The sequence below is a fragment of the Sulfurimonas gotlandica GD1 genome, assembly GCF_000242915.1.
GTDB classification, from domain to species: domain Bacteria; phylum Campylobacterota; class Campylobacteria; order Campylobacterales; family Sulfurimonadaceae; genus Sulfurimonas; species Sulfurimonas gotlandica.
Genome location: NZ_AFRZ01000001.1, coordinates 1,580,305 through 1,600,629, shown reverse-complemented (window position 1 = coordinate 1,600,629; position 20,325 = coordinate 1,580,305). Strand labels below are relative to the sequence as shown.

The window sequence follows — 20,325 nt, the reverse complement described above, 5'->3', positions numbered from 1 at the left end:
TATAATCCAAACTATAATTACAAATTGCCTCATTAGGACCTCTTATGTCATCAAACCAAACTGCCATCAAACCAAACAACCACCGCGTTCTTCCATGTCCTAATGATAAGAAATTATCTCTAGTTAACAAGCTAATATCTGAGAATAGAAACGATAAAATCATCGTAGTCACATCTACAGATGCTAAAGTTGTTGAGGAATTTTTACAAAATGAAAACTCTCAAGCTCTAGAGAATGTACAAGTTTTAGATGACAAAACTCTTATCAAAGATGAAAGTTTAACTTGTGACTTTCTAATAAGTCTTGATGTACCTTCTAAGGCTATTATCTATATGGCTAGACTGGCTCACACTACTAAAGCTGTTTTACTTATTAATGAGAGTGAGCAAAAACTACTTTATCCAATAGAAACTCTTTTAGGTCGTGTTATAAAACAAGACATTATAGAGGGTTTTGAATATGAAGTTAAAGAAAAGCCAAAGACAGATTCAAGACCAGCTATGAAATCAATGTCAAAAAAAGACATCAAAGATGAAGCTAAAAAACGTTATGACGAACAAACAGGTGAACCAAAACCAAAATCTTTTGACAAACCAAAGAGAGATTACAAGAGTGATGACAAAAAATCTTTTGACAAACCAAAAAAAGATTTCAAGCCTGGTGACAAAAAAGATTTTAAGAAAGATGACAAATGGGCAAAAACTAAAAAAGAGCCTAACAAATATCTAGGAAAAGATGAAAACGGTAAAGCTATCTTCTCAGGGAAATCTGGAGAAAGAAATCACCGTCATGACGGAACACAAAGAGATGCAAGTTTTCCTCCAAAAAAAGTTGGAAGAAAAATCAATATCAAATCTCTTAAAAAACCAGAAGATAAAAAAGACTAATAATCCTTCGTTAACACTCCGCTAATACTCATATCTTATAATAAGGTATGAGCAAAAAAATACTACTACTTGAAGATGACTTATTATTAGCACAAACTCTGCATGAACTCTTAGAATCTGAGGGTTACGATGTCACGCTTGTGACATCTGGAAACTCAGCAATAGATGAGAGTTATGAGCATAGTTTTGATTTATATATATTTGACATCAACGTACCTGATATAAATGGCCTTGAACTTCTCAAAAGCCTCAGAGATGCTGATGATAACACACAAGCTATTTTTATCAGTGCCTTAGTTGATTTGAACTCAATTGCAAAAGCCTTTGAGATTGGGGCCCAAGACTACATAAAAAAACCTTTTTTTCCAGAAGAGTTACTCATAAGAGTAAACGCTAAACTAGCAATTAAAAGCTCAAATATCAAATACAAAACTATAGAGTATAACCCGCAAAAAAAACTGCTAAAAAAAGATGGTCATGCTCTTGCACTTGGTGAGACACAGGAAAAACTCTTTAGTATCTTCATACAAAACATTGGTCAAGTTTTAGATAAAGACATCCTCATGGAGTGTTTAGAAAAACCATCTCCAACAGGACTAAGAGTAGCCATAACAAAACTAAAACAAACAACAGGTCTGAATATCAAAAATCTTAGAGGCGTAGGATATATTCTTGAATAAAGTTGAGAGAGAATCATTTTTAAAAAGCTTTTTACTTTTTTTTATTTCACTTGGTCTGCTCATTGCAACTCTTTTTTATATAAACTTCACAAAAGAAGTACAGACACTTGATGAGAGACTTTTGTCTGAAATGCGGGTATGTAGTTTTGATCTGAAGTGTGAGCAGTTTCACATAGACTTTGTAGAGCACAAAGATGAGAAACTATACTCTTTATATAAAGATGAGAGAGGATTGACTAGCTACTACCCTATACCAGGTTCTACAAAAAACATCATGCTTTTACAACTTGACAGCCAAAAATACAGCGCAGAAGTATATGAGCTAAAAAAGAGTGATATAGGGTACTTTATAGCAGTTCTTGGAGTAGTTCTTATACTATCTATCCTTTTTTCCTTCTACGCTCTTTATCCTCTTAGAAATGCCCTGCTACTAACGCAAGAGTTTATCAAAGATATACTGCATGATTTTAACACTCCGCTTTCAACTTTACGCCTAAATAGTTCCATGTTAAAAAGAGAGATAGGTAAAAACGAAAAAGTAGACAGAATCGAGCAAAGCGTAGAAAATATACTCTCACTTCAAAAGCATCTACGCTCATACTTGAAAAACCACGATATGCAAAAAGAGGAGTTTGAACTAGGGACTATACTAAGAGAGCAAATCTCTTTAGTAGAGAAAAACTATACTGACATAGACTTTAGCGCAGACGCCAAAGGCATAAAACTCTTAACAAACAAAGAAGCTTTCACAAGAATAATAAGCAATATAATCACCAATGCAGCTAAATACAACAAGAAAAATGGTTTTGTGAAAGTAGTCTATGAGAAAAGTTCTATGATTCTAAATATCATCGACTCAGGAAAAGGTATACAAAATCCAAAAAAAATCTTTGATAGATTTTATAAAGAGCAAGATAGAGGCATCGGAATAGGTCTTCATATAGTTAAAAAACTATGCGATGAACTTGGAATCAAGGTAGGTGTCGAGAGTAAACTGGAGAGTGGTACAACATTCTCTCTTGATCTATCTAAACTAACACTTCGCTAACAATTGACTTACATATGACTAACACTCTTATGCGACAATAACAGTATCAAAAAAACAAATGAAAAGGATTTAAGATGAGAACTTTAAAACTTACAGCGACTTTGATGTTGCTAGGAGCATTGACATTAGGTGCAGCTACTATAGATGAGCAAATAGCTGCGATTGGAGCTGCTGCAACTCCAGATGAAAGAGTAGCACTGGTAAATGAGTTTAAGGAAACTATCTCTGCTCTAAGTGCAGATGAGAGAGCTGCTGCTATAGCAGAACTTCGTGCAACTATGAGTAAAGACGGTGAACAACTTCAAACTCAAACAAGAGAGAGAACAAGAGAAAGAAGCCGTGTAAACCAGATGGAACAAACAGAGGAGATGCAAAGAGTGCAACAGATGCAACAAAAACAGGCAGGCTCTCAAGCTATGCAACAGAACAAAACTGGTGCAGGCGGACAAGGTCAAAACAGATTTATGGGTAATAAATAAATGAAAGCTATCGCTGCTAAAGCAGCGGCAGCAAAGGATATATAATGACTAAGATACTGCTTGTCCTTCTAGCCATATCAATATCTCTTATTGCCTATAGTGATTATGATATGGATGGAGTGGACGATAAAACTGACAAATGTCCAAACACACCCTTTAGTGATCTTGTTAATACAAGCGGATGTACCGTCAAAAGTTTAGAATCACCGCATCACTTTGATATTATATTTGGCATCAACTACTCACAGACTAGCTATGAGACTCTTGAAAATTCAGATACTATCTCTCAAAGCCTGCAGATAGACTACTACTATAAAAACTTTTCACTTCAAGCAAGTACTTCATACTACAACTCTCAAAGCGCAACATATAACAACAGTGGGACAAATGATTCATTTCTAGGAGCTTACTATAAACTAAATCCTGCAGATAATCTGACTCTTCGTCTAGGTGCTGGTGCAATCATCCCGACATATAAATCTGACCTAAACAATAACAACACAGACTTAACTGCATCTGCGAGTCTTAGTTATATGATGAAAAATGCAAATATTTTTGGAGGGTACAGTTATACGGTTGTAAATGATGATGATATAGTTGCAGAGAATGTAGCGTATCAAAATACTTCATCATATAATTTTGGTTTGGGGTTTTACCCAACTTCAAAAATATATATAAGTGGAGCTTACAACAGCAGTGACAGCATCTACAAAAATGTAGAGACTATCAACACCGTCTCGATTAATGCTTTTTACAACATAGATGCTCACTGGTTTACAACTCTAAACTACGCTTATGGACTTAGCGATACAGCGAGTGACAACTACGCATCGCTAAGAGTTGGCTACTACTTCTAAAAAGAGAAAGCGAACACAAACTCAGGGTATGTTCTTGAGCAACTATCTTGCCATTTAGAGCAAGATGATTGGTGTTCGCTTATCATCCCCGCACCGATATAAGAGTTCGGAGATAAAATCATAGCCACACCAAGTTTTCCACCATACGACTCAAAATCTTCATAACCATCACTTACATAAGTCTTTCTTACAAATGCTCCAACATATGGACGCAATTTTTCATTTAGAGGTATGTAGTAAGTAACCGGAACTGTAATTTGGTTTAGTGTAGGAGTAGCACCTAACCAACTCATAAAACCAATACCTACAGACAAGTTATCTATTACGAAATAATCAGCATTAACACCAAGTATTGTGTAGTTTTGCTGTCCGTCTCTAACCGTAGTTACAGTACCACCACCGATAGCTACACCTACTCCTACATTTGACTTTTTAAACAGTTCTGCGCTTGCCATACTGCTAAGTAGTAACAAAGCTAGTAATATATTTTTCATCAAAACAACAACTCCTCTTCTGCATTTGCTTCTTTTTCTGCTCTTGGTGGCTTAGAAATATCACTAAAATATTCTTTTCTACCGCCAATATCAACTTCGACAATTCCCTCAGGAGCTACAAACTCTCTTTGTATTTGAGGATATAATCTTAGTACATTTTCGTAAAACTGTGAAAATGCAGGACCTGCTATTTTACCGCCGGTTTCCCATCTGTGCATTGGGGTATTATCATCGTTTCCGAACCATACTATAGTCTCTATTGTAGGAGAGTAACCGGCGAACCAACCATCTATATTATTATTTGTAGTTCCTGTTTTCCCTGCTAGCTCAATGCCTTTGGCTCTAGCATTTCTTCCAGTTCCTCTGTTAACAACATCTCTTAAGATTGTCGTCATTATATAGGCTTGAGTTGGTGCTGTTATATAGTTAGTACTTTGTGTTTTTTCATATATAGTCTTAGCATTTTTGTCTATCGAGATAATGAGATGCGGTTCTACCTGCAAACCATGATTTGCAAAAGATGTGTAATATTTAGCAAGCTCTAAAGGTGAAAGTGTAATCGTTCCAAGAGAAATTGAAAGGTTATGAGGAAGATTTTCTATGCCGAATTTTTTCAACTCTCGTAGTAGTTGCTCCAGTCCTATATCATTTACAAGATTGATTGTTGCCAGATTTCTAGAATGGATGAGAGCCTCTCTTAAACTAATTAGACCCTTATAGTTTTTTTCATAATTATTAGGCTGCCATTTCATCTCTTCACCATCTTTTTCATAAGTATAAGTTCTGGCAATATCTACAAGTTCAGTGGCTCCTGAGTAACCAAGATCAACAGCGACTTGATAAATAAACGGTTTAAATGCAGAACCTGGAAGTCTTTTTCCTTGAGTTGCACGATTGTAAGATGAAGTCTTATAATCAACACTTCCAACAAGAGCCAAAATATCTCCTGTTTTTGAATCAAGTGAAACCAGTGAACCATTTAAAAGAGTTGTGTTTACATCCTGAGATATTTCGTATTCTGGATTTGTTTCTAGTATCTTTGCTTCTCTTACCTTGTAACCCTCTATGCGCTCTAGTGAATTATCATAAGCATTCTTCAGCGCATCTCTTGCTGCTTCTTGAAGTCTGATATCAATAGTTGTATATATCTCATATCCACCTGTTTTCATATCCTGGATGCCAAGTCCAGATGCACGTCTGGCAACTTCATCAACTATAAAAGGAGCTTTGTTTTGAGTAAGTGTGTCATCGAAAACTTTAGGACTTTCAAGCAAAGCTTCTGTGTATGTATCTTCATCTATCCAGCCAAGTATGTGCATTCTGGATATTACACGGTTTGCTCTTCCCATAGATATTTCATAATTTTTTGTAGGTGCATAAGTACTTGGTGCTTTTGGCAGACCAACTAAAATGGCCATCTCTTTCAGAGTCAAGTCATCTAGTTTTTTATGAAAATAACCATCAGCAGCCGTTTTGATGCCGTAGTATCCATGTCCATAATAAATCTCATTTAAGTAACACTCTAAGATCTGCTCTTTTGTAAGAGCCCGTTCTATTTTTAGAGCAAATATAGCTTCTTTTATCTTACGTGATAGTTTTTTCTCTCTTGTTAGCAGTACGTTTTTTACAAGCTGTTGAGTAATTGTACTTGCTCCCTCTACCGCTTTTCCGGCCTTAATCACTTTAATACCCGCACGAAAGATAGCATCTATATTTATACCTGGATGTTCAAAAAATGTTGTGTCTTCTATGGCTACAAGAGCTTCAATAACTCTTGGAGGAATCTCTGAAAAAGATGCATAATATCTATGTTTTTCGTCAAATATGTTTGCTATTTTATCGCCGTTTTTATCATAAATTCTAGTTGTTACATCTGGATTATAGTTTGTAAGCGGAGAGATATCATAACTGTGTGCAGTTAAAAAATATCCCAGTACCAGAAATGGAGTTAAAAACCCCAGCAGTAAAATACTAAAAAAAATATTTTTTAGTTTAGTTCTCATCATTTTCTAAATTCCCTGTTTGCAAAATTTGCATCAATTAAAGTTTTTGTATATTCTTCTTGTGGAGCATTTAAGATAGTTTCCATGTTTCCGCTCTCTACTATTTTTCCGTCTTTAATCACACATATCTCATCGCAGATAAGTTTTGCCGAGTACATATCGTGTGTGACAAAAAGCATTTTAAATCCATGCTTCTTTTGCAACTCTCTTAACAAATCTAAGATTAAAACTCTAGTCTCAGGATCTAGTGCTGTAGTCGGCTCATCTAAAAGGATGAGTTTTGGATCTTGTTCAAGCGCCATGGCAATAACAACTCTTTGAAGCTGTCCGCCTGAGAGTTCAGGAGCAAATCTATCAGCTAACTCCATGTCTAAATCAACCTGAGCGAAAAGTTCTTCTATTCTTTTTTCATCTACAAAAAACTGTTTTCTGATTCTCGTCAATGGAGAAAGAGCAGTGAAAGGGTTTTGTGGAACAAAGGAGATGTTCTCTCCAGCTTTTACCTCAAAGCCTGCTTCTACTTCTAACTCACACGCCATACTGCTTGGCAACATTCCCAAAAGTGCTTTTAATGTCAAACTTTTTCCACTTCCACTCTGCCCTACAAGAGCTAAAGATGAAGATATGTCAAAGGCTATGTCTACTAAAGTTTTATCTTTGAAAGTAATATGCAGCTTGGAAATATTCATTTTTTATTCTATCCAATTTCTAGTAATACTTAACTTACTCTTTGCCTTATCGCATCTGCGTACTTTTTCTCACGCTCTATTGCTATATAATTTCTCTTGTATTTTTTAGCTATAAAAGGTGTTGTACCGCTACCGCCAAAAGGGTCTAGTACTAGGTCGCCCTCATTTGAAAATCCTAAAATTATTCTTTTTAAAAGTTCTTCTGGTTTCTGCGTTGGATGCAAAGCTTTTTTCCCATCCGCATCACGCAATCTCTCTTTACCCTGACAAAGTGGCAATGTCCAGATATCTCGCATCTGCTTATCTGTTCCATCTTGACGTTTCTCAGGATTTAACTCTTTTAAAATATCGTAGTTAAAAATCCAACCCTTGCCTTTAACAGCCCAGATAACGAACTCTGTAGTATGCGTCAGAACTCTTCGTGTTAGGTTTGGCATCGCATTTGATTTGTTCCAAGTTATGATATTTTTTATATCAAAACCATTCAACTTCAGACTCATAATAGACTCGCCCATGTTGTGATAAGAACAGGCAATAAAGATAGAACCGTTTGGTTTTAAGATATCCTTACAAGATTTCACCCATTCGTTAGTAAAAGTGATAAACTCTTGTTCTTCCATTTTGTCCCAATCTTCATTTACCATAGTAAAATCACCACCGGTTTTACTACCTGTAGACTTCAAAGCATTTCCAGAGAGATTGTAAGGAGGGTCTGCAAAAATAAGCTGAACACTCTCTTTTGCAATCTTTTTTGTATCGTTTAAAGTTTTGATGCAGTCGGCGTTATAAACTTGGTCTAACTTCATAAAACTTCTCTCCTAAATTTATTTATTGACTCTGGTATGGCTCTTAGCCAATCATCAGAATTATTTACACTATCTTCATCTTTTAAGGCGACGATTTCATCTAGTATATTTTGAAACTGCAAATGCGAAAAGAGCTTACCTTTTTCTTTTAACTTTTTAATAACTTCTAAAATTTCTATTATTTGATTTATCGTAAATGGAACTATTTTTTGCTTGGTTCCTTCGTATTCGTATTTTAGCGAAAACCAGAAAGTATTTATAGTATCCCTATGAAGTTTTGGAGCTACAAACAGACAGTAGTTAGATTTATTAGATGAAGAGTTCTCAAAATCTCTAAAGTGTCTCATAACAGGTTGACCTTCATTATGCCACTGATCTCTTCCATTTAACATCGTAACTTCACAGATACTATTGAAACTCTCATAGTAACACTCTATATCAGGCTTGTTTGCGGGAGCTGTAAATATAAACTCATTATCATCACCAACCAAAGAATTTGCTCTTATCTCTTTCGCATCGTTGATGATGTTTAGAGCCATCGTTATGTACTTCTCAAGAGCTATACTAGGCTTTAAATCTAAGTTTCTTATGTTGTTTAGTGCATCTATGGTCTCATCTATTTTAGAGAGATTTTGAAGCTCTTTTTTTATCTTTATATTTTGGAGTTTTTTTCGGTATTCTCTAAGTTCTTCTACACTCTTTGCATCTAGAAATTCTTGCATCTCTAACTCAAACTCTAAAGCTTCTACCTCCACTTTTATCGCATCTGATATCTTCTTCTGCTCTTGCTCACTCTGCCACGGTAAAACAGGTAGATTAATATCTGATATATAATCTATATAATCTTTCTTACTAAACTCATCACTGCTTCCATCATAAGTCTCTAAGAGTGCATTTATCTCTACCATTCTTCTTGGTTCAAGGTCTATGTAAAAACCATTACCACGAATGTGAATGAGTCTTGTAAGTCTAAAGTATCTTATAGTGTTATCTGCATAATCACTTAGATTATTGTTATCTATATTTGTAAAATCTGCTAAAAATTCTTCTATATTTTTTTGAATGAACTCTTTTTTTTCTTTGTGAGGTTTAATCGCTTTTAGTGCCAATCTAAACTCAACTAAAGTCTTAGCTTGAGTCTCTAAATCTTTGTAGTTCAGAAGTGTCTGTCCAAAAATCTCAAACTCTGTTTTAGAGATGCCAACCTCTTTCATATCTTTGAATCTGCAAATTTTGTTTACTTCATTTATAAGATGCAGAGTCAAGATGAACGGCTTTAGATTATAAATCTTGGCATCTCTGAAATCTCTGTCCACTGGGTTTGGATACTGCCATTTTAAAAAGCTTTTGAAAAACATTTCACCTAAATCATAATCATCTTCTAATAAATATTTGCCAAGTGAGGTTAATTTTATTTTTCTATCTACAATAGAAGCTAATCCTATTTTTTCAAGAGGCTTATATGATGTTCTGCCTCTTATAGCTATTCCCTCTGGATAATTTCTTTCCTCTAAAATATGTACAGCTTCATCCAAAGTAATAATATGATTAATATCTTGAATATGCTCAACAAGATGTGATGGTAAATTATTATAAAATTGAGTACTCCCAAATCCATAATATCTATTTTTAACAAGTCTAGCTTGAAACTCTATTTGTGTTTTATGATTCCACTCTTCATTTTCAATCTCTTTTAGAGTTATTAGAAAATTACGCAGTCTTTCTGGATTCCGTACAGTCGTTGAGATAGACCAGGCTTTTCTCAAACTTTGACCTTAACAAAAAACACTCTCTCTTTATTGTCGCTATGCTTACTTTTTCCTGTTGTAAAAGCCTTATAATCTTTCTCGAAAATCTTGACTTCACCACGCTTAGACATACTTTTTATGATATCTTCATCACTTATTTTAGCGTTACTTCTGGAGTTGCCTTTTTCTCCCATGTTGTTGTATGAAAGTAAGATATATTTGCACTTTGCGTTTTGGATAAGGTCATCAAAACTCTCTGCTGCGCTAATCTTTGAGTAGTCGCTTTTTATCTTAGTTCTGTCAAACTTTTTCGCCACTCCAAAGACCTCAGGTTTATTCCATAAAGAGAGGTTTTCAAGAAGGTGATAGGCATCACAGTATTGTCTAGAGTTGTACGGTGGGTCAAGGTATAAAACATCACATTCTATATCTCTTACAAGAAGATTTGCGTCTTTGTTATGTACTTCATTTTTACTGTTTTTATCATTATAAATTTCAAGCATCTTCATAACAAGTTCTTGCTTTTTTATATCTTTTTTTATGTATGCATCATAGTGTCCGACAGTATTGGCAATTCTATCAACTGAGTACATCAAAGATGTTAAAAGTATATTTTTTTCTTTTTGGCTAATAAAATTATTTACAAACTGGTCTCTGATATTTTCTCTGATGTAGCCTATCTTTTTAGCTACTTTCATTGAGAAATATCTATCTCCAAAGTTATCTGAAAAGTAGTTGCTCTCATCAACATCAAGCTTGTTAAAATCATCTATAATTTTTAGGAGTTTTACTTCATTGAAAGGCTCTGGATTTAAAAAAGCGTTTAGTGAAACGTAGTTATTGTAAAGAAGATCGTTAGAGATTATCTTCTTGTTTTTTGTATTAAAATACTCTCCGACGACACCTGTTCCAGAGAAGATATCGCATAGAGAGTTAAAATTTCCGACTTCTTCTTTTATGATCTCGGCTATAAAATCCAAAATTCTGTTTTTATTGCCTAGGTATCTTCTTTGCGATATTTTATACAAGAGTTATCTCCAACTTTTTATTGGTACAATTGTACAAAAAAAATGCGCCTCTCTTGTTAAATATTTCAAACTGTCATACTTTTTATTGATTTACACAAAGCTCTTAGTTCCTCTTCACTCTGTCCAAGTCTGGCAATAAGTCTGATAATAGCACTCTTGACAGTTGGCTGTCTGATGCCACCGACTGCATAACCGTTTGCAAAAAGTCTGTTTTTAATCTCTACTACCTTTGCATTATCACCGATTAGTATTGGGACTATTAGACCCTCAACACTGATGCCAAGCTCCTCACTAACAACTCTTTGACGAACTGCTATTTCGCCCTTTAAAGAGTTTATGTTTGAGAGTATGTACTTCAGAGAATTATGAGCCAGTAAAGTATCATAAAGAGATAGTGACGTAGCGTAGATGATCGGTTTTGCACGGTTTATAAGGTAGTCAACTATATGCTCAGATGCTAAAATGTATGCACCGAAACTTCCGTATGCTTTACCAAGAGTTCCCATCTTTATGTGGTTTGGTTTTGCATCTATGTTGTAAAGATCAAAAACACCCATAAGTTTATCTCCAACAACACCGCTACTGTGCGCTTCATCCACGATAAGAATAGCATCTTCATTGTCGCAGATGCTAAAAACCTCAGAGTCTACTAAGTCACCATCCATAGAGTAGATGCCTTCAACTGCGACTACCTTTCTCTTAGCATCTGAAGATTTTAACATCTCAGATAGTTCTTTCATATCATTATGTTTAAAATACTTTACATTTATACCGTTTATCTGAGATGCTAGCACTCCTGAGGCATGATAAAGCTCATCCATAAAAAGATCATCGCCACGTCTGACAAGTGCTTCTATAAGAGCTATATTAGCATTAAAACCACTCCCTAACACTACTGCATCTTCAAATCCATTTGCCTCTTTTAAAGAGTCTTCAAAATCTTTATGTATCTGATGGTAACCATTTACCAAAAGAGAAGCTTTTGAACTGTGAATGGGGAGTTCTGATAGTGTTTGGCAAGTTCGGTTATGCAGTTTTTTGTTGTGTGAAAGACCTAAGTAGTCATTAGATGCAAAGTCTAAAACATTGTTGTCCACTACTTCTCTAGTTCTATATCTAGCCGAGCGTTTTAAAGCTTTTAATTCATTTTCATAATACATATCTACCCAACAACAACTATATTTCTTCCGCTCTCTTTAGCTTTATAAAGTGCGTCATCTACTCTTTTAAAGATAAACTCTATTTCCTCACCAACTATGTATTCAACAACGCCAAAACTCATAGTAATCGGAATAACTTTTTGACAAAACTCTATCTTAGCTCTTAATTTTTCAGCAATTTTTTGTGCCTCATCTCTTAAAGCGTGTGGAAGTATGATTATAAACTCTTCACCACCAATTCTACAAAACACATCTCCTTCACGAAGAAGGGAATTTATTAGTTTAGTGTACTCTATAAGAACTTCATCACCAACACTGTGTCCGTGCTTGTCATTAACATGCTTAAAAAAGTCAATGTCAAACATGATTAAAGAGAGTGGATGCTGATATCTCTTGGCGCGATGTATCTCTTCTTCTATCTTTTGATGAAAATATCTGCGATTTCCGATGCCAGTGAGGGCATCTGTAACACTCAGATGCTCGAGCTCTTTTTTATAATTTTCTTGTTCAGTGATATCGGTTAGTACGATGCTATAGTAATTTTTCTCTTTTAAAACCTTAGAAGCACTTACAGAAAAATAATAGACCTTACCAAAAATATCTATTTTTATTTTGTGAACTTTAGAGTGGTTTTCTACAAGATAATCAACCCATTTAACGCCATCCATATCTGCCTTGATACATCCTTCTTCTTCTACAAAAAAGTCACAGATGCACTCATTATCTTTCTTGAACTCTTCAAGAGTCTTATATCTGTCAAAATATTTAAAAAATATCATATTTACATCTAAGAGTGTTTTTCTATTATTTATAAGTACAATATTTGTAGCAGAGTTTATAATATTGTGAAAGTATTTTTTCTGTCTTCTGTTTGCAAAAAAGAGCATTGTACTTACGATTATAGCTATACTCATTATAACGATAATGCCAAGTGTAAGCCACTTAAACATAAAAAAGTCTAAATCCATATTTGAGATAGTATCTATTTTCTTAAACATAATGTAGTAACCAACAGGGTTTTCATCTTTGTTTTTCAGCTCATAAGAAGCTATTATTTGGCCGTTTTCTATCTTATATGAATTATTGAAATACTTCTCAATTCCATTTTCTTTTAAGTAATCACGAGCTTCATGTGGTGCGTCAAAGTTTGCTACGTAGTAGTCATCAATAAATAGTTTTGTAAATGGATACTCAAGCTGTTTTTTAAACTCTTTTTTGAGTACTACTACAGAGTCTATATTTGATTTTTTTAACTGCTTTGAGATAGAGTTAAAGTGTGAAATTACCTCAATAATACCTATAAATTCTTCACCTATAAAAAGTGGAACTATAGCTTTGATGGTTAAATTGAACTTGCCGACACTTACAGAGTAAGCCACCTTTTTAGTTAAGGCAACATTTACTAAATCTTGTCTAATATTTTTAAGACTGTCACCTCTTTTTGGGCTCCAACTTCTGTAGAGTGAGTTGATATCTTTATCTAGAAGTTGTATCCATATATTTTTATATAGTGTATTTTCTCTAAATTTCTCAATAAGCTCTTTGTAATAATCTCTTTTAATATGCCTATTTTTAATATTCTCTGCTAAATACCGATCACTTGCTATACTCAAAGCCATAGCAACAGTAGACTTTTGCTTTTGTAAAATCATACTACTTACTTTTTCATGCATAGAGAGTGCTTGGATTTTGTGCTTTGATGCAGCCAGAGCATCTCTTTTAGATTTTAAAAAATCTATATACTGCCAACTAGTATATAAGAGTAACAAGAACACTGCCGATATTAGTAGATATAATTTATAGTGTTTTAAAATAGCTAGCCTTTTTTGTTACTATTTTATCACTAAATAGTTTTATCCTAAATAAAATCTTATTTTATTCTGTGAGATATATTACAAAGTGCAAAGTTTAATGACTTATCAGGACATTTGTACTACAATTGAACTAATTACATATCAGGTGCTACATGAGACTATTTTTTATTTTATTTTTTACCGCTTCTGTCTCTCTTTTTGCCAATGAAAAAGTAGCCTTACAACTAAAATGGTTACACCAATTTCAATTTGCAGGTTACTATGCTGCAAAGGAAAAAGGTTTTTACAGCGAGCTTGGGCTTGATGTAGAGATACGAGAGAGAAATAGAGTAAAAAATAATATACAACAGGTTATAAGCGGTGAAGCAGAATATGGCATATCTGATTCTGTACTGCTTCTTTATAAGGCAAAAAAAGAACCTGTGACTATTGTAACACCTATTTTTCAACACTCTCCAGGTGTAATACTTACACTCAAAAGCAGTGGCATAGATTCTCCATATAAGCTTAAGAATAAAAAATTAATGTTCTACAAAAAAGACACAGATGGTTTTGGAATTTTGTCTATGCTTGAAAACATCAGTGTGACTCCTATTCTTGATAGAGTCAAGGACAAAGAAGACTATACTTCACTGATAAGTAAAACAACAGATGCCTATGCTGGCTATCTTACAAATGAACCTTTTTACTTTAGAGAAAAAGGGGTAGATATAAACATTATAAATCCTGCGAACTATGGTCTTGACTTATATGGCGACATGCTTTTTACAAATTTACAAGAGGCAAAAAATCATCCACAAAGAGTAGAAAAATTTAAACAAGCAACTATAAAAGGCTGGTATTACGCACTAGAGCATAAAGAAGAGATTATAAAAATCATTAAAGAAAAATATGCAAAAAACAAATCTATAGAGCACCTTAGATATGAGGCAAATGCTATAGAAGAAGTTATACAACATAAATCTATTCCTATCGGTACTCTGGATAAGGGAAGAATAAAATATACTCTTCAAATATATAAAAGACATGGATTGATTAAAAATGATATTCCTACAAATGATTATATCTTTGAACCGTTCAATGAAAATTCTGTTCTAAATGATACACAGAAGAACAAGCTTTTCACAGATGAAGAAAGCGATTATTTGAAAAATAAAAAAGTAATCACTATGTGTATTGACCCTGACTGGATGCCATTTGAAAAAAATGAAAATGGAAAACATATCGGGATGAGTGCTGATTATATTGATGTGTTAAAAGATGAAATTAACATACCTATAAGAATGATTAACACAAAAACATGGGGAGAATCTCTTGAGGTCGCTAAAGCAAGAAAGTGCGATATTTTTTCTCTGGTTATGCCAACTAAAGAGAGAAGAGAATGGCTGGAATTCACTAAACCATATTTGAGTATTCCATTGGTAATCGTAACAAATTTAGATGAGTTTTTTATAAGTGATATTAGCAAAGTTATTGATAAAAATATAGGAATTGTAAAAGGTTATGCTTATGGAGAGATTTTAAGAGAAAAATATCCTACCATGAATTTTGTCGAAGTACAAAATGTAAAGGATGGACTTGAGCAGGTAAAAGAAGGAAATATTTTTGGCCTTATAGGCACACTGGCTACTACCGGTTACCACATTCAAAAAGATTATATAGGTCAGTTGAAAATTGCAGGTAAGTTTGATGAAAAATGGGAATTAGGGATTGGAGTCAGAAATGATGAGCCAATATTAAAAGATATATTTGACAAAGCCATAGCTCAAATCTCACCCGATAAAAAACAAGAGATTTTAAATAAATGGATTTCTGTAAACTATGACAGAAATGTAAACTATAAACCTATTTTACAATGGCTAGCTGTGATTATGCTTATCTTTAGCTCTATCCTGTTTATAATTTTGAGAATAAATAAAAAACTAAAACTAGAAATAAGAACACGTAAAGAGACTGAGAGAAAACTCCAAGAGATTTCTATAACTGATGAGTTAACACATCTTTACAATAGAAGATATTTCAACAAAAAATTTCCACAGCTCATCAACAGTGCCAAACGTGAAAAAAAGCATGTATCTTTTGCTATTTTGGATATAGATTATTTCAAACTTTATAACGATACATATGGCCATATCAGTGGTGATGAAGCCCTTCAAAAGATAGCTGAGTCTATGCAATCATCTCTAAGCAGAGCAGACGATTACTGCTTTAGACTTGGGGGAGAAGAGTTTGGTATTTTGTTTAAAGGCTTGGATAAAGAACAATCTTTAGAGCTAATAGAACAGGTTAGACAAAACATAGAGAATCTAAAAATTGAACATGCAAACAACACTGCTAGCCAGTATGTAACATCTTCATTTGGTTTAGTAGTAAAAGATTCAGCTATAACGAACGAAGAAGAGCTTTACAGAGAAGCAGATGACTTACTCTACAAGGCTAAAGATGGTGGTAGAAACAGAGTTTGCGTAAACGACTAAATAAAAGCTTTTAAAACTTCTGTATTTAATCCCATTGCAGTACTCTCAAAGCCTCTAACTTCTTTTATGTAGGCTTTGCAAAAACCCTCAACCATGCAAGCTCCGGCTTTTCCTCTCCACTCACCACTTGCCAAATAAGCATCTAAATCATCAAAATTGAACTCATCAAATATATAGTCAGTTTGAGATATATCTATAATTTTTTTCTCTTTTGAATGGTAGATCATACATGTAACAATAGAAGTTATATTTCCACTTTGGGTCATCAAAATATTTCTGGCATCATCAGCGCATTTTGCTTTTCTAAGGATTTGACCTTTTGCAGTTACCACAGTATCGGCAACTAAAAGTGGATAATCTTCATATCCGAACTCTTTTAGATTTACCTCATACTTTCCGAGTGTAGCTTGATATACAAAGTTTTTTGGAGAAGTTGCTATGATAGAGTCTTCATCGAAGTCTATTGCTTCTTGAATAAACTCTATTCCGGCCGCGCGTAGAAGTTGAGCACGAGTTACAGAACCTGATGCCAATCTTATCATGATAATAAGTGCTTTAGAAAATAACTATTCTTCAAGTTTCTTAGCTAAATCAAGTTTGTCATTTTTAACATACAAAACAACTCTAGTTATTCCTTCTTCTTGGGAGCGAAGCTTATCATATTGATTTTGCACTTCTATCTCTTTTTCTCTTGAAACAGGTTCTCTAACAGATTTATATTCTACAGGTTCTCCATCTTTCATAACAGTTGAAACCCTAGCATATACCCAGTAATAGCCACCATCTTTACGACGATTTTTCACATAACCATGCCAAATATCTCCTCTTTGAAGAGTATCCCACAAATCAGCAAAAATGGACTTTGGCATATCTGGATGTCGTATGATGTTGTGTGGATGACCAATAAGCTCATCAGGCTCATATCCTGAAATATCCGCAAAAGTCTCATTCACGTAAGTTATTATTCCCGAAAAATCTGCACGAGATACTATAAGTTCATCTTCTGGTACTTCTGTCTCATAAAACATATCAAATTTTGTTTCCATTGAAATTCCTTTGCTCTAATTATCTATTATTCTAACCAAAAAATGTTAAAGAGTAGAAGAAAAATACGTTCCAATAAAAATAGCAATTACACCTAAAATGATATTTGTCGGAACCATATATTTTCCAATAAGTTCTAATTGTCCCTTAGCGCCAGCAAAGTTACCATCATTTAACATCTTATCAGCTCTATTTCTTCTCTTCATCATTACAACAAGATTGATAAACATAATAGACCAGATTCCCTCTTTAGCATGTGAAAAAACACTATATTCACTTTGTGAGAGACCATAGCCTTTTATCATAACGACAGCAGTTAGAATCAGAATAATTACAAAAGGAAGAACTATAGTAAATAATCTCTTCAGTGCATGCGCTATACGTTCTAATCTTTTAGCTGGAGACTCTATCTCCATAAATGATGGATGAGCAGCGTAACGCATAGCTATCATGCCACCAACCCACACTACAGCTGAAATAACGTGTAAAAAAACTATTATAGTTTTATAATTTAAGAAAAAATCTTGCACTAAGAAAGAACCTCTGTAATAAATTTTAGAGCTTCAACTTTCGCTTCAGGTAATTTAGTCTTATCTTTTCCGCCAGCTTGTGCAAAATCTGGACGACCGCCGCCACCGCCGCCTAAAATAGGAGCAATTTCTTTAATCCAATCACCAGCTTTAGCATCTGCATTTTTAATACCTGCAGCTATAAGAACCTTATCGCCTTTTACTTGAAAAAGCATTGCACAAAGTTTCTCATTTTGGTTTTTAAGTTCATCAATTTTTTCTTTTATATCGCCAGATGCAAGCTCTTCAACTACAACGGCTACACCATTTATCTCATTAGCAGTTATTTCTACTTTTGAACTCTCTTGAGCCTCTTTAAGCTCTGTTTTTAACTCTGCTATATTTGATTTTAGTCTTGATATACCTGCTAAAACATCAAGGTTTTTAACTTCAGCTTCTACTTCTTTTACTAAGCTTCTTTGCTCACAAAAGTATTTGTATGCAGCTTGACCACAAACTGCTTCGATTCTTCTAACACCGGCACTTACACCACTCTCTTTTGTGATGATGAATGAGCCAATATTTGCAGTATTGTCAACATGGACTCCACCACAAAACTCTACAGATGCTCTGTCAAAACTAACAACACGAACTTCATCACCGTACTTCTCACCAAACTGAGCTTTAGCACCACTATTTTTAGCATCTTCAATACCCATAACTTGAGTATTTGCAGGTATTGCTCTTAGAACATCATTGTTGACTCTTGTCTCAATTTCTACTAACTCAGTCTGAGTCAAGGCTTTTGGATGAGAGAAGTCAAATCTAAGTCTATCAGATTCAACAAGTGATCCTGCCTGAGAGATATGATCTCCTAAAACATCATATAAAATTGCGTGTAAAAGGTGAGTGGCTGAGTGATGTTTAGTAATTTCATTTCTTGAAATATCTACCTTAGCATCTACAACTGTACCAATTTTCAACTCGTCAATCACAGAGATTTGAGAAAGGTTAAGACCAAAGAATTTTCTTGTATCTTCTACTTTTGCAAAACCTTCTAGCTCTCCACAATCTCCTGTCTGCCCACCGCTCTCAGCATAAAAAGGAGTGATATCTAAAAGAACCCAGCCTTTTGTGTCAGGTGATAGTGAGCTCACACTTTTAAAATTTTCATCAAGAAGTGCTTGTACTTTACATGAGTGAGCCATAAACTCATAACCAACAAAAGTGTTTTCACCAAACTTCTCTAAAAGTTCTTTAAAGTCACCATGAGTATCTGCATCTCCACTACCCTTCCAAGCAGCTTTTGCACGAGTTCTTTGCTCTAACATCAACTCTTCAAATTTAGCAGAGTCAAGTTTAAGGTTTTTACCTTTTAACATATCTTCTGTAAGATCAAGTGGGAAACCAAAAGTATCATAAAGTTTAAAGGCTACTTCTCCTGAAAAAGTCTCTTTAGTGCTTAAAACTTCTTCTTCAAATAGAGCGATTCCAGACTCAATAGTCTTAAAAAATCTAGCCTCTTCAAGTTCTATTTGCTCTTTAACAGCAGTAGCTTTAACCGTTAAGTAGTCATATTCACCACCCATAATTTCTACAACTGTGTCAACAAGCTTGTACATAAATGCTTCTCTAAATCCAAGAAGGTAACCATGTCTTACTGCACGGCGAAGAATACGACGAAGTACATAACCACGACCCTCATTTGAGAAGTTGATACCTTGAGCTAAAAGAAAAACTGTAGTTCTGATATGATCAGCAATTACACGGTATGAAGCACCAGATACATACTCATATTCTTTGCCAATTAGTTTTTGTACATCAACAATGATTGGCATAAAAAGAGATGAACCATAGTTACTAAGAGCACCTTCTTTAATAGCTACAACACGTTCAAGCCCCATACCTGTGTCAATAGAAGGTTTTGGAAGTTCTGTCATTGTTCCATCAGCACTTTTTTCATACTGCATGAAAACGAGATTCCAAATCTCTAAAAATCTGTCACCATCGCCACCAAGATAATCTTCTTCGCCTGAGAAATTCTCAGCACCTTGATCATAAAAGATTTCACTACACGGTCCACATGGCCCAGTATCACCCATCTGCCAGAAGTTATCATCATCTCCAAGACGAAGGATTCTGTCCTTACTTACATGTTTTTGCCAAAGAAGTTCAGCTTCATCATCACTCTCATGGACTGTAACCCAAAGCTTGTCAACAGGAAGTTTAATTACCTCAGTAATAAATTCCCATGCATAATCTATAGCTTCTTCTTTAAAGTAATTACCAAAACTAAAGTTACCCAGCATCTCAAAAAATGTATGGTGTCTTGCAGTGTGCCCAACATTCTCTAAATCGTTATGCTTTCCGCCGGCTCTTAAACATGTCTGACATGAAGTAGCTCTTGGGTTGGCAGGTCTCGGGATTTCACCTGTAAATATTGACTTAAAAGGCACCATACCAGCGTTGTTGAAAAGAAGCGAAGCATCATCTGGAACCAACGGTGCCGATGCTATTCTGTCATGGTTTTTTGACTCAAAAAATTTTAAGTACTCTTCTCTAATATCCATCTATTATTCTCTTTTATAAAATTACGCGATTA

The 20,325-nt window shown here is 34.5% G+C and carries 18 protein-coding genes; 6 read left to right on the top strand and 12 right to left on the bottom strand.

The features are described 5' to 3' along the window. The first annotated feature begins 44 nt into the window (after positions 1-44). The 5 genes from SMGD1_RS07925 to SMGD1_RS07905 all read left to right on the top strand — a co-directional run bounded on the left by SMGD1_RS07925 (position 45) and on the right by SMGD1_RS07905 (position 3,951). A complete protein-coding gene (locus SMGD1_RS07925; RefSeq protein WP_008336501.1) occupies positions 45-887 on the top strand; it encodes a hypothetical protein in 843 nt (280 codons plus the stop codon). A gap of 47 nt (positions 888-934) precedes the next feature. After that, complete coding sequence (locus SMGD1_RS07920) at positions 935-1,567, top strand: response regulator transcription factor (RefSeq protein ID WP_008335745.1); 633 nt, start codon at positions 935-937, stop codon at positions 1,565-1,567. Beyond that, positions 1,560-2,615, top strand: a complete 1,056-nt coding sequence (locus SMGD1_RS07915) for a sensor histidine kinase (protein ID WP_008336388.1) — start codon at positions 1,560-1,562, stop codon at positions 2,613-2,615. Before SMGD1_RS07920 ends, SMGD1_RS07915 begins: the two co-directional genes overlap by 8 nt. Positions 2,616-2,689: 74 nt before the next feature. Further along, positions 2,690-3,094: a hypothetical protein gene (locus SMGD1_RS07910; RefSeq protein ID WP_008336824.1), complete on the top strand. Its 405-nt coding sequence runs from the start codon at positions 2,690-2,692 to the stop codon at positions 3,092-3,094. A gap of 44 nt (positions 3,095-3,138) precedes the next feature. Continuing rightward, positions 3,139-3,951 carry a DUF3187 family protein gene (locus SMGD1_RS07905; protein WP_008336882.1) on the top strand — a complete coding sequence of 271 codons (813 nt, stop codon included), beginning with the start codon at positions 3,139-3,141 and terminating at the stop codon, positions 3,949-3,951. Here SMGD1_RS07905 and SMGD1_RS07900 read toward each other — a convergent pair. The 8 genes from SMGD1_RS07900 to SMGD1_RS07865 all read right to left on the bottom strand — a co-directional run bounded on the left by SMGD1_RS07900 (position 3,948) and on the right by SMGD1_RS07865 (position 13,654). Continuing rightward, complete coding sequence (locus SMGD1_RS07900; RefSeq protein WP_008336701.1) at positions 3,948-4,445, bottom strand: porin family protein; 498 nt, start codon at positions 4,443-4,445, stop codon at positions 3,948-3,950. The genes SMGD1_RS07905 and SMGD1_RS07900 overlap by 4 nt on opposite strands. Further along, a complete protein-coding gene (locus SMGD1_RS07895) occupies positions 4,445-6,451 on the bottom strand; it encodes a penicillin-binding protein 1A (RefSeq protein WP_008336025.1) in 2,007 nt (668 codons plus the stop codon). The genes SMGD1_RS07900 and SMGD1_RS07895 overlap by 1 nt, the downstream gene beginning before the upstream one ends. Beyond that, positions 6,448-7,137, bottom strand: a complete 690-nt coding sequence (locus SMGD1_RS07890; protein WP_008336973.1) for an ATP-binding cassette domain-containing protein — start codon at positions 7,135-7,137, stop codon at positions 6,448-6,450. Before SMGD1_RS07890 ends, SMGD1_RS07895 begins: the two co-directional genes overlap by 4 nt. 29 nt (positions 7,138-7,166) lie before the next feature. After that, positions 7,167-7,943 (bottom strand): DNA-methyltransferase, encoded by a 777-nt coding sequence (locus SMGD1_RS07885; protein WP_008336449.1) that lies wholly within the window; start codon positions 7,941-7,943, stop codon positions 7,167-7,169. Further along, the gene (locus SMGD1_RS07880; RefSeq protein ID WP_008335428.1) at positions 7,940-9,709 is read right to left on the bottom strand and encodes an AlwI family type II restriction endonuclease; all 1,770 of its coding nucleotides are present in this window, start codon (positions 9,707-9,709) and stop codon (positions 7,940-7,942) included. Before SMGD1_RS07880 ends, SMGD1_RS07885 begins: the two co-directional genes overlap by 4 nt. Continuing rightward, positions 9,706-10,719 (bottom strand): DNA adenine methylase, encoded by a 1,014-nt coding sequence (locus SMGD1_RS07875; RefSeq protein WP_008335730.1) that lies wholly within the window; start codon positions 10,717-10,719, stop codon positions 9,706-9,708. Before SMGD1_RS07875 ends, SMGD1_RS07880 begins: the two co-directional genes overlap by 4 nt. A 65-nt stretch (positions 10,720-10,784) precedes the next feature. Then, positions 10,785-11,879 carry an aminotransferase class I/II-fold pyridoxal phosphate-dependent enzyme gene (locus tag SMGD1_RS07870; protein ID WP_008336757.1) on the bottom strand — a complete coding sequence of 365 codons (1,095 nt, stop codon included), beginning with the start codon at positions 11,877-11,879 and terminating at the stop codon, positions 10,785-10,787. 2 nt (positions 11,880-11,881) lie between these two features. Beyond that, positions 11,882-13,654, bottom strand: a complete 1,773-nt coding sequence (locus tag SMGD1_RS07865) for a sensor domain-containing diguanylate cyclase (RefSeq protein ID WP_241761458.1) — start codon at positions 13,652-13,654, stop codon at positions 11,882-11,884. 191 nt (positions 13,655-13,845) lie between these two features. Between SMGD1_RS07865 and SMGD1_RS07860 the strand changes: the two genes are divergently transcribed. Continuing rightward, the gene (locus SMGD1_RS07860) at positions 13,846-16,170 is read left to right on the top strand and encodes a diguanylate cyclase (protein ID WP_008335092.1); all 2,325 of its coding nucleotides are present in this window, start codon (positions 13,846-13,848) and stop codon (positions 16,168-16,170) included. Here SMGD1_RS07860 and maf read toward each other — a convergent pair. Genes maf through alaS form a run of 4 tightly spaced genes read right to left on the bottom strand, consistent with a single transcriptional unit; the run spans position 16,167 to position 20,293 of the window. Next, positions 16,167-16,712, bottom strand: coding sequence for a septum formation inhibitor Maf (gene maf, locus SMGD1_RS07855; RefSeq protein WP_008336142.1), 546 nt, complete (start codon positions 16,710-16,712; stop codon positions 16,167-16,169). The two genes, SMGD1_RS07860 and maf, sit on opposite strands and share 4 nt — an antisense overlap. 24 nt (positions 16,713-16,736) lie before the next feature. After that, entirely contained in the window at positions 16,737-17,216 is a 480-nt protein-coding gene (locus SMGD1_RS07850) for a PAS domain-containing protein (protein WP_008335206.1), read from the bottom strand. Between the two features lie 45 nt (positions 17,217-17,261). Beyond that, positions 17,262-17,744, bottom strand: coding sequence for a hypothetical protein (locus SMGD1_RS07845; RefSeq protein WP_008335422.1), 483 nt, complete (start codon positions 17,742-17,744; stop codon positions 17,262-17,264). Next, on the bottom strand, positions 17,744-20,293 hold the full coding sequence (gene alaS / locus SMGD1_RS07840) for an alanine--tRNA ligase (RefSeq protein WP_008335681.1): 2,550 nt from the start codon (positions 20,291-20,293) through the stop codon (positions 17,744-17,746). Before alaS ends, SMGD1_RS07845 begins: the two co-directional genes overlap by 1 nt. Between the last annotated feature and the right edge of the window lie 32 nt (positions 20,294-20,325).

Coding starts and splice junctions, on each gene's coding strand:
- SMGD1_RS07910 (WP_008336824.1), top strand. CDS start 2,690: ATGAGAACTTTAAAACTTACAGCGACTTTGATGTTGCTAGGAGCATTG.
- SMGD1_RS07920 (WP_008335745.1), top strand. CDS start 935: ATGAGCAAAAAAATACTACTACTTGAAGATGACTTATTATTAGCACAA.
- SMGD1_RS07870 (WP_008336757.1), bottom strand. CDS start 11,879: ATGTATTATGAAAATGAATTAAAAGCTTTAAAACGCTCGGCTAGATAT.
- SMGD1_RS07900 (WP_008336701.1), bottom strand. CDS start 4,445: ATGAAAAATATATTACTAGCTTTGTTACTACTTAGCAGTATGGCAAGC.
- SMGD1_RS07860 (WP_008335092.1), top strand. CDS start 13,846: ATGAGACTATTTTTTATTTTATTTTTTACCGCTTCTGTCTCTCTTTTT.
- SMGD1_RS07895 (WP_008336025.1), bottom strand. CDS start 6,451: ATGATGAGAACTAAACTAAAAAATATTTTTTTTAGTATTTTACTGCTG.
- SMGD1_RS07890 (WP_008336973.1), bottom strand. CDS start 7,137: ATGAATATTTCCAAGCTGCATATTACTTTCAAAGATAAAACTTTAGTA.
- SMGD1_RS07850 (WP_008335206.1), bottom strand. CDS start 17,216: ATGGAAACAAAATTTGATATGTTTTATGAGACAGAAGTACCAGAAGAT.
- maf (WP_008336142.1), bottom strand. CDS start 16,712: ATGATAAGATTGGCATCAGGTTCTGTAACTCGTGCTCAACTTCTACGC.
- SMGD1_RS07885 (WP_008336449.1), bottom strand. CDS start 7,943: ATGAAGTTAGACCAAGTTTATAACGCCGACTGCATCAAAACTTTAAAC.
- alaS (WP_008335681.1), bottom strand. CDS start 20,293: ATGGATATTAGAGAAGAGTACTTAAAATTTTTTGAGTCAAAAAACCAT.
- SMGD1_RS07905 (WP_008336882.1), top strand. CDS start 3,139: ATGACTAAGATACTGCTTGTCCTTCTAGCCATATCAATATCTCTTATT.
- SMGD1_RS07925 (WP_008336501.1), top strand. CDS start 45: ATGTCATCAAACCAAACTGCCATCAAACCAAACAACCACCGCGTTCTT.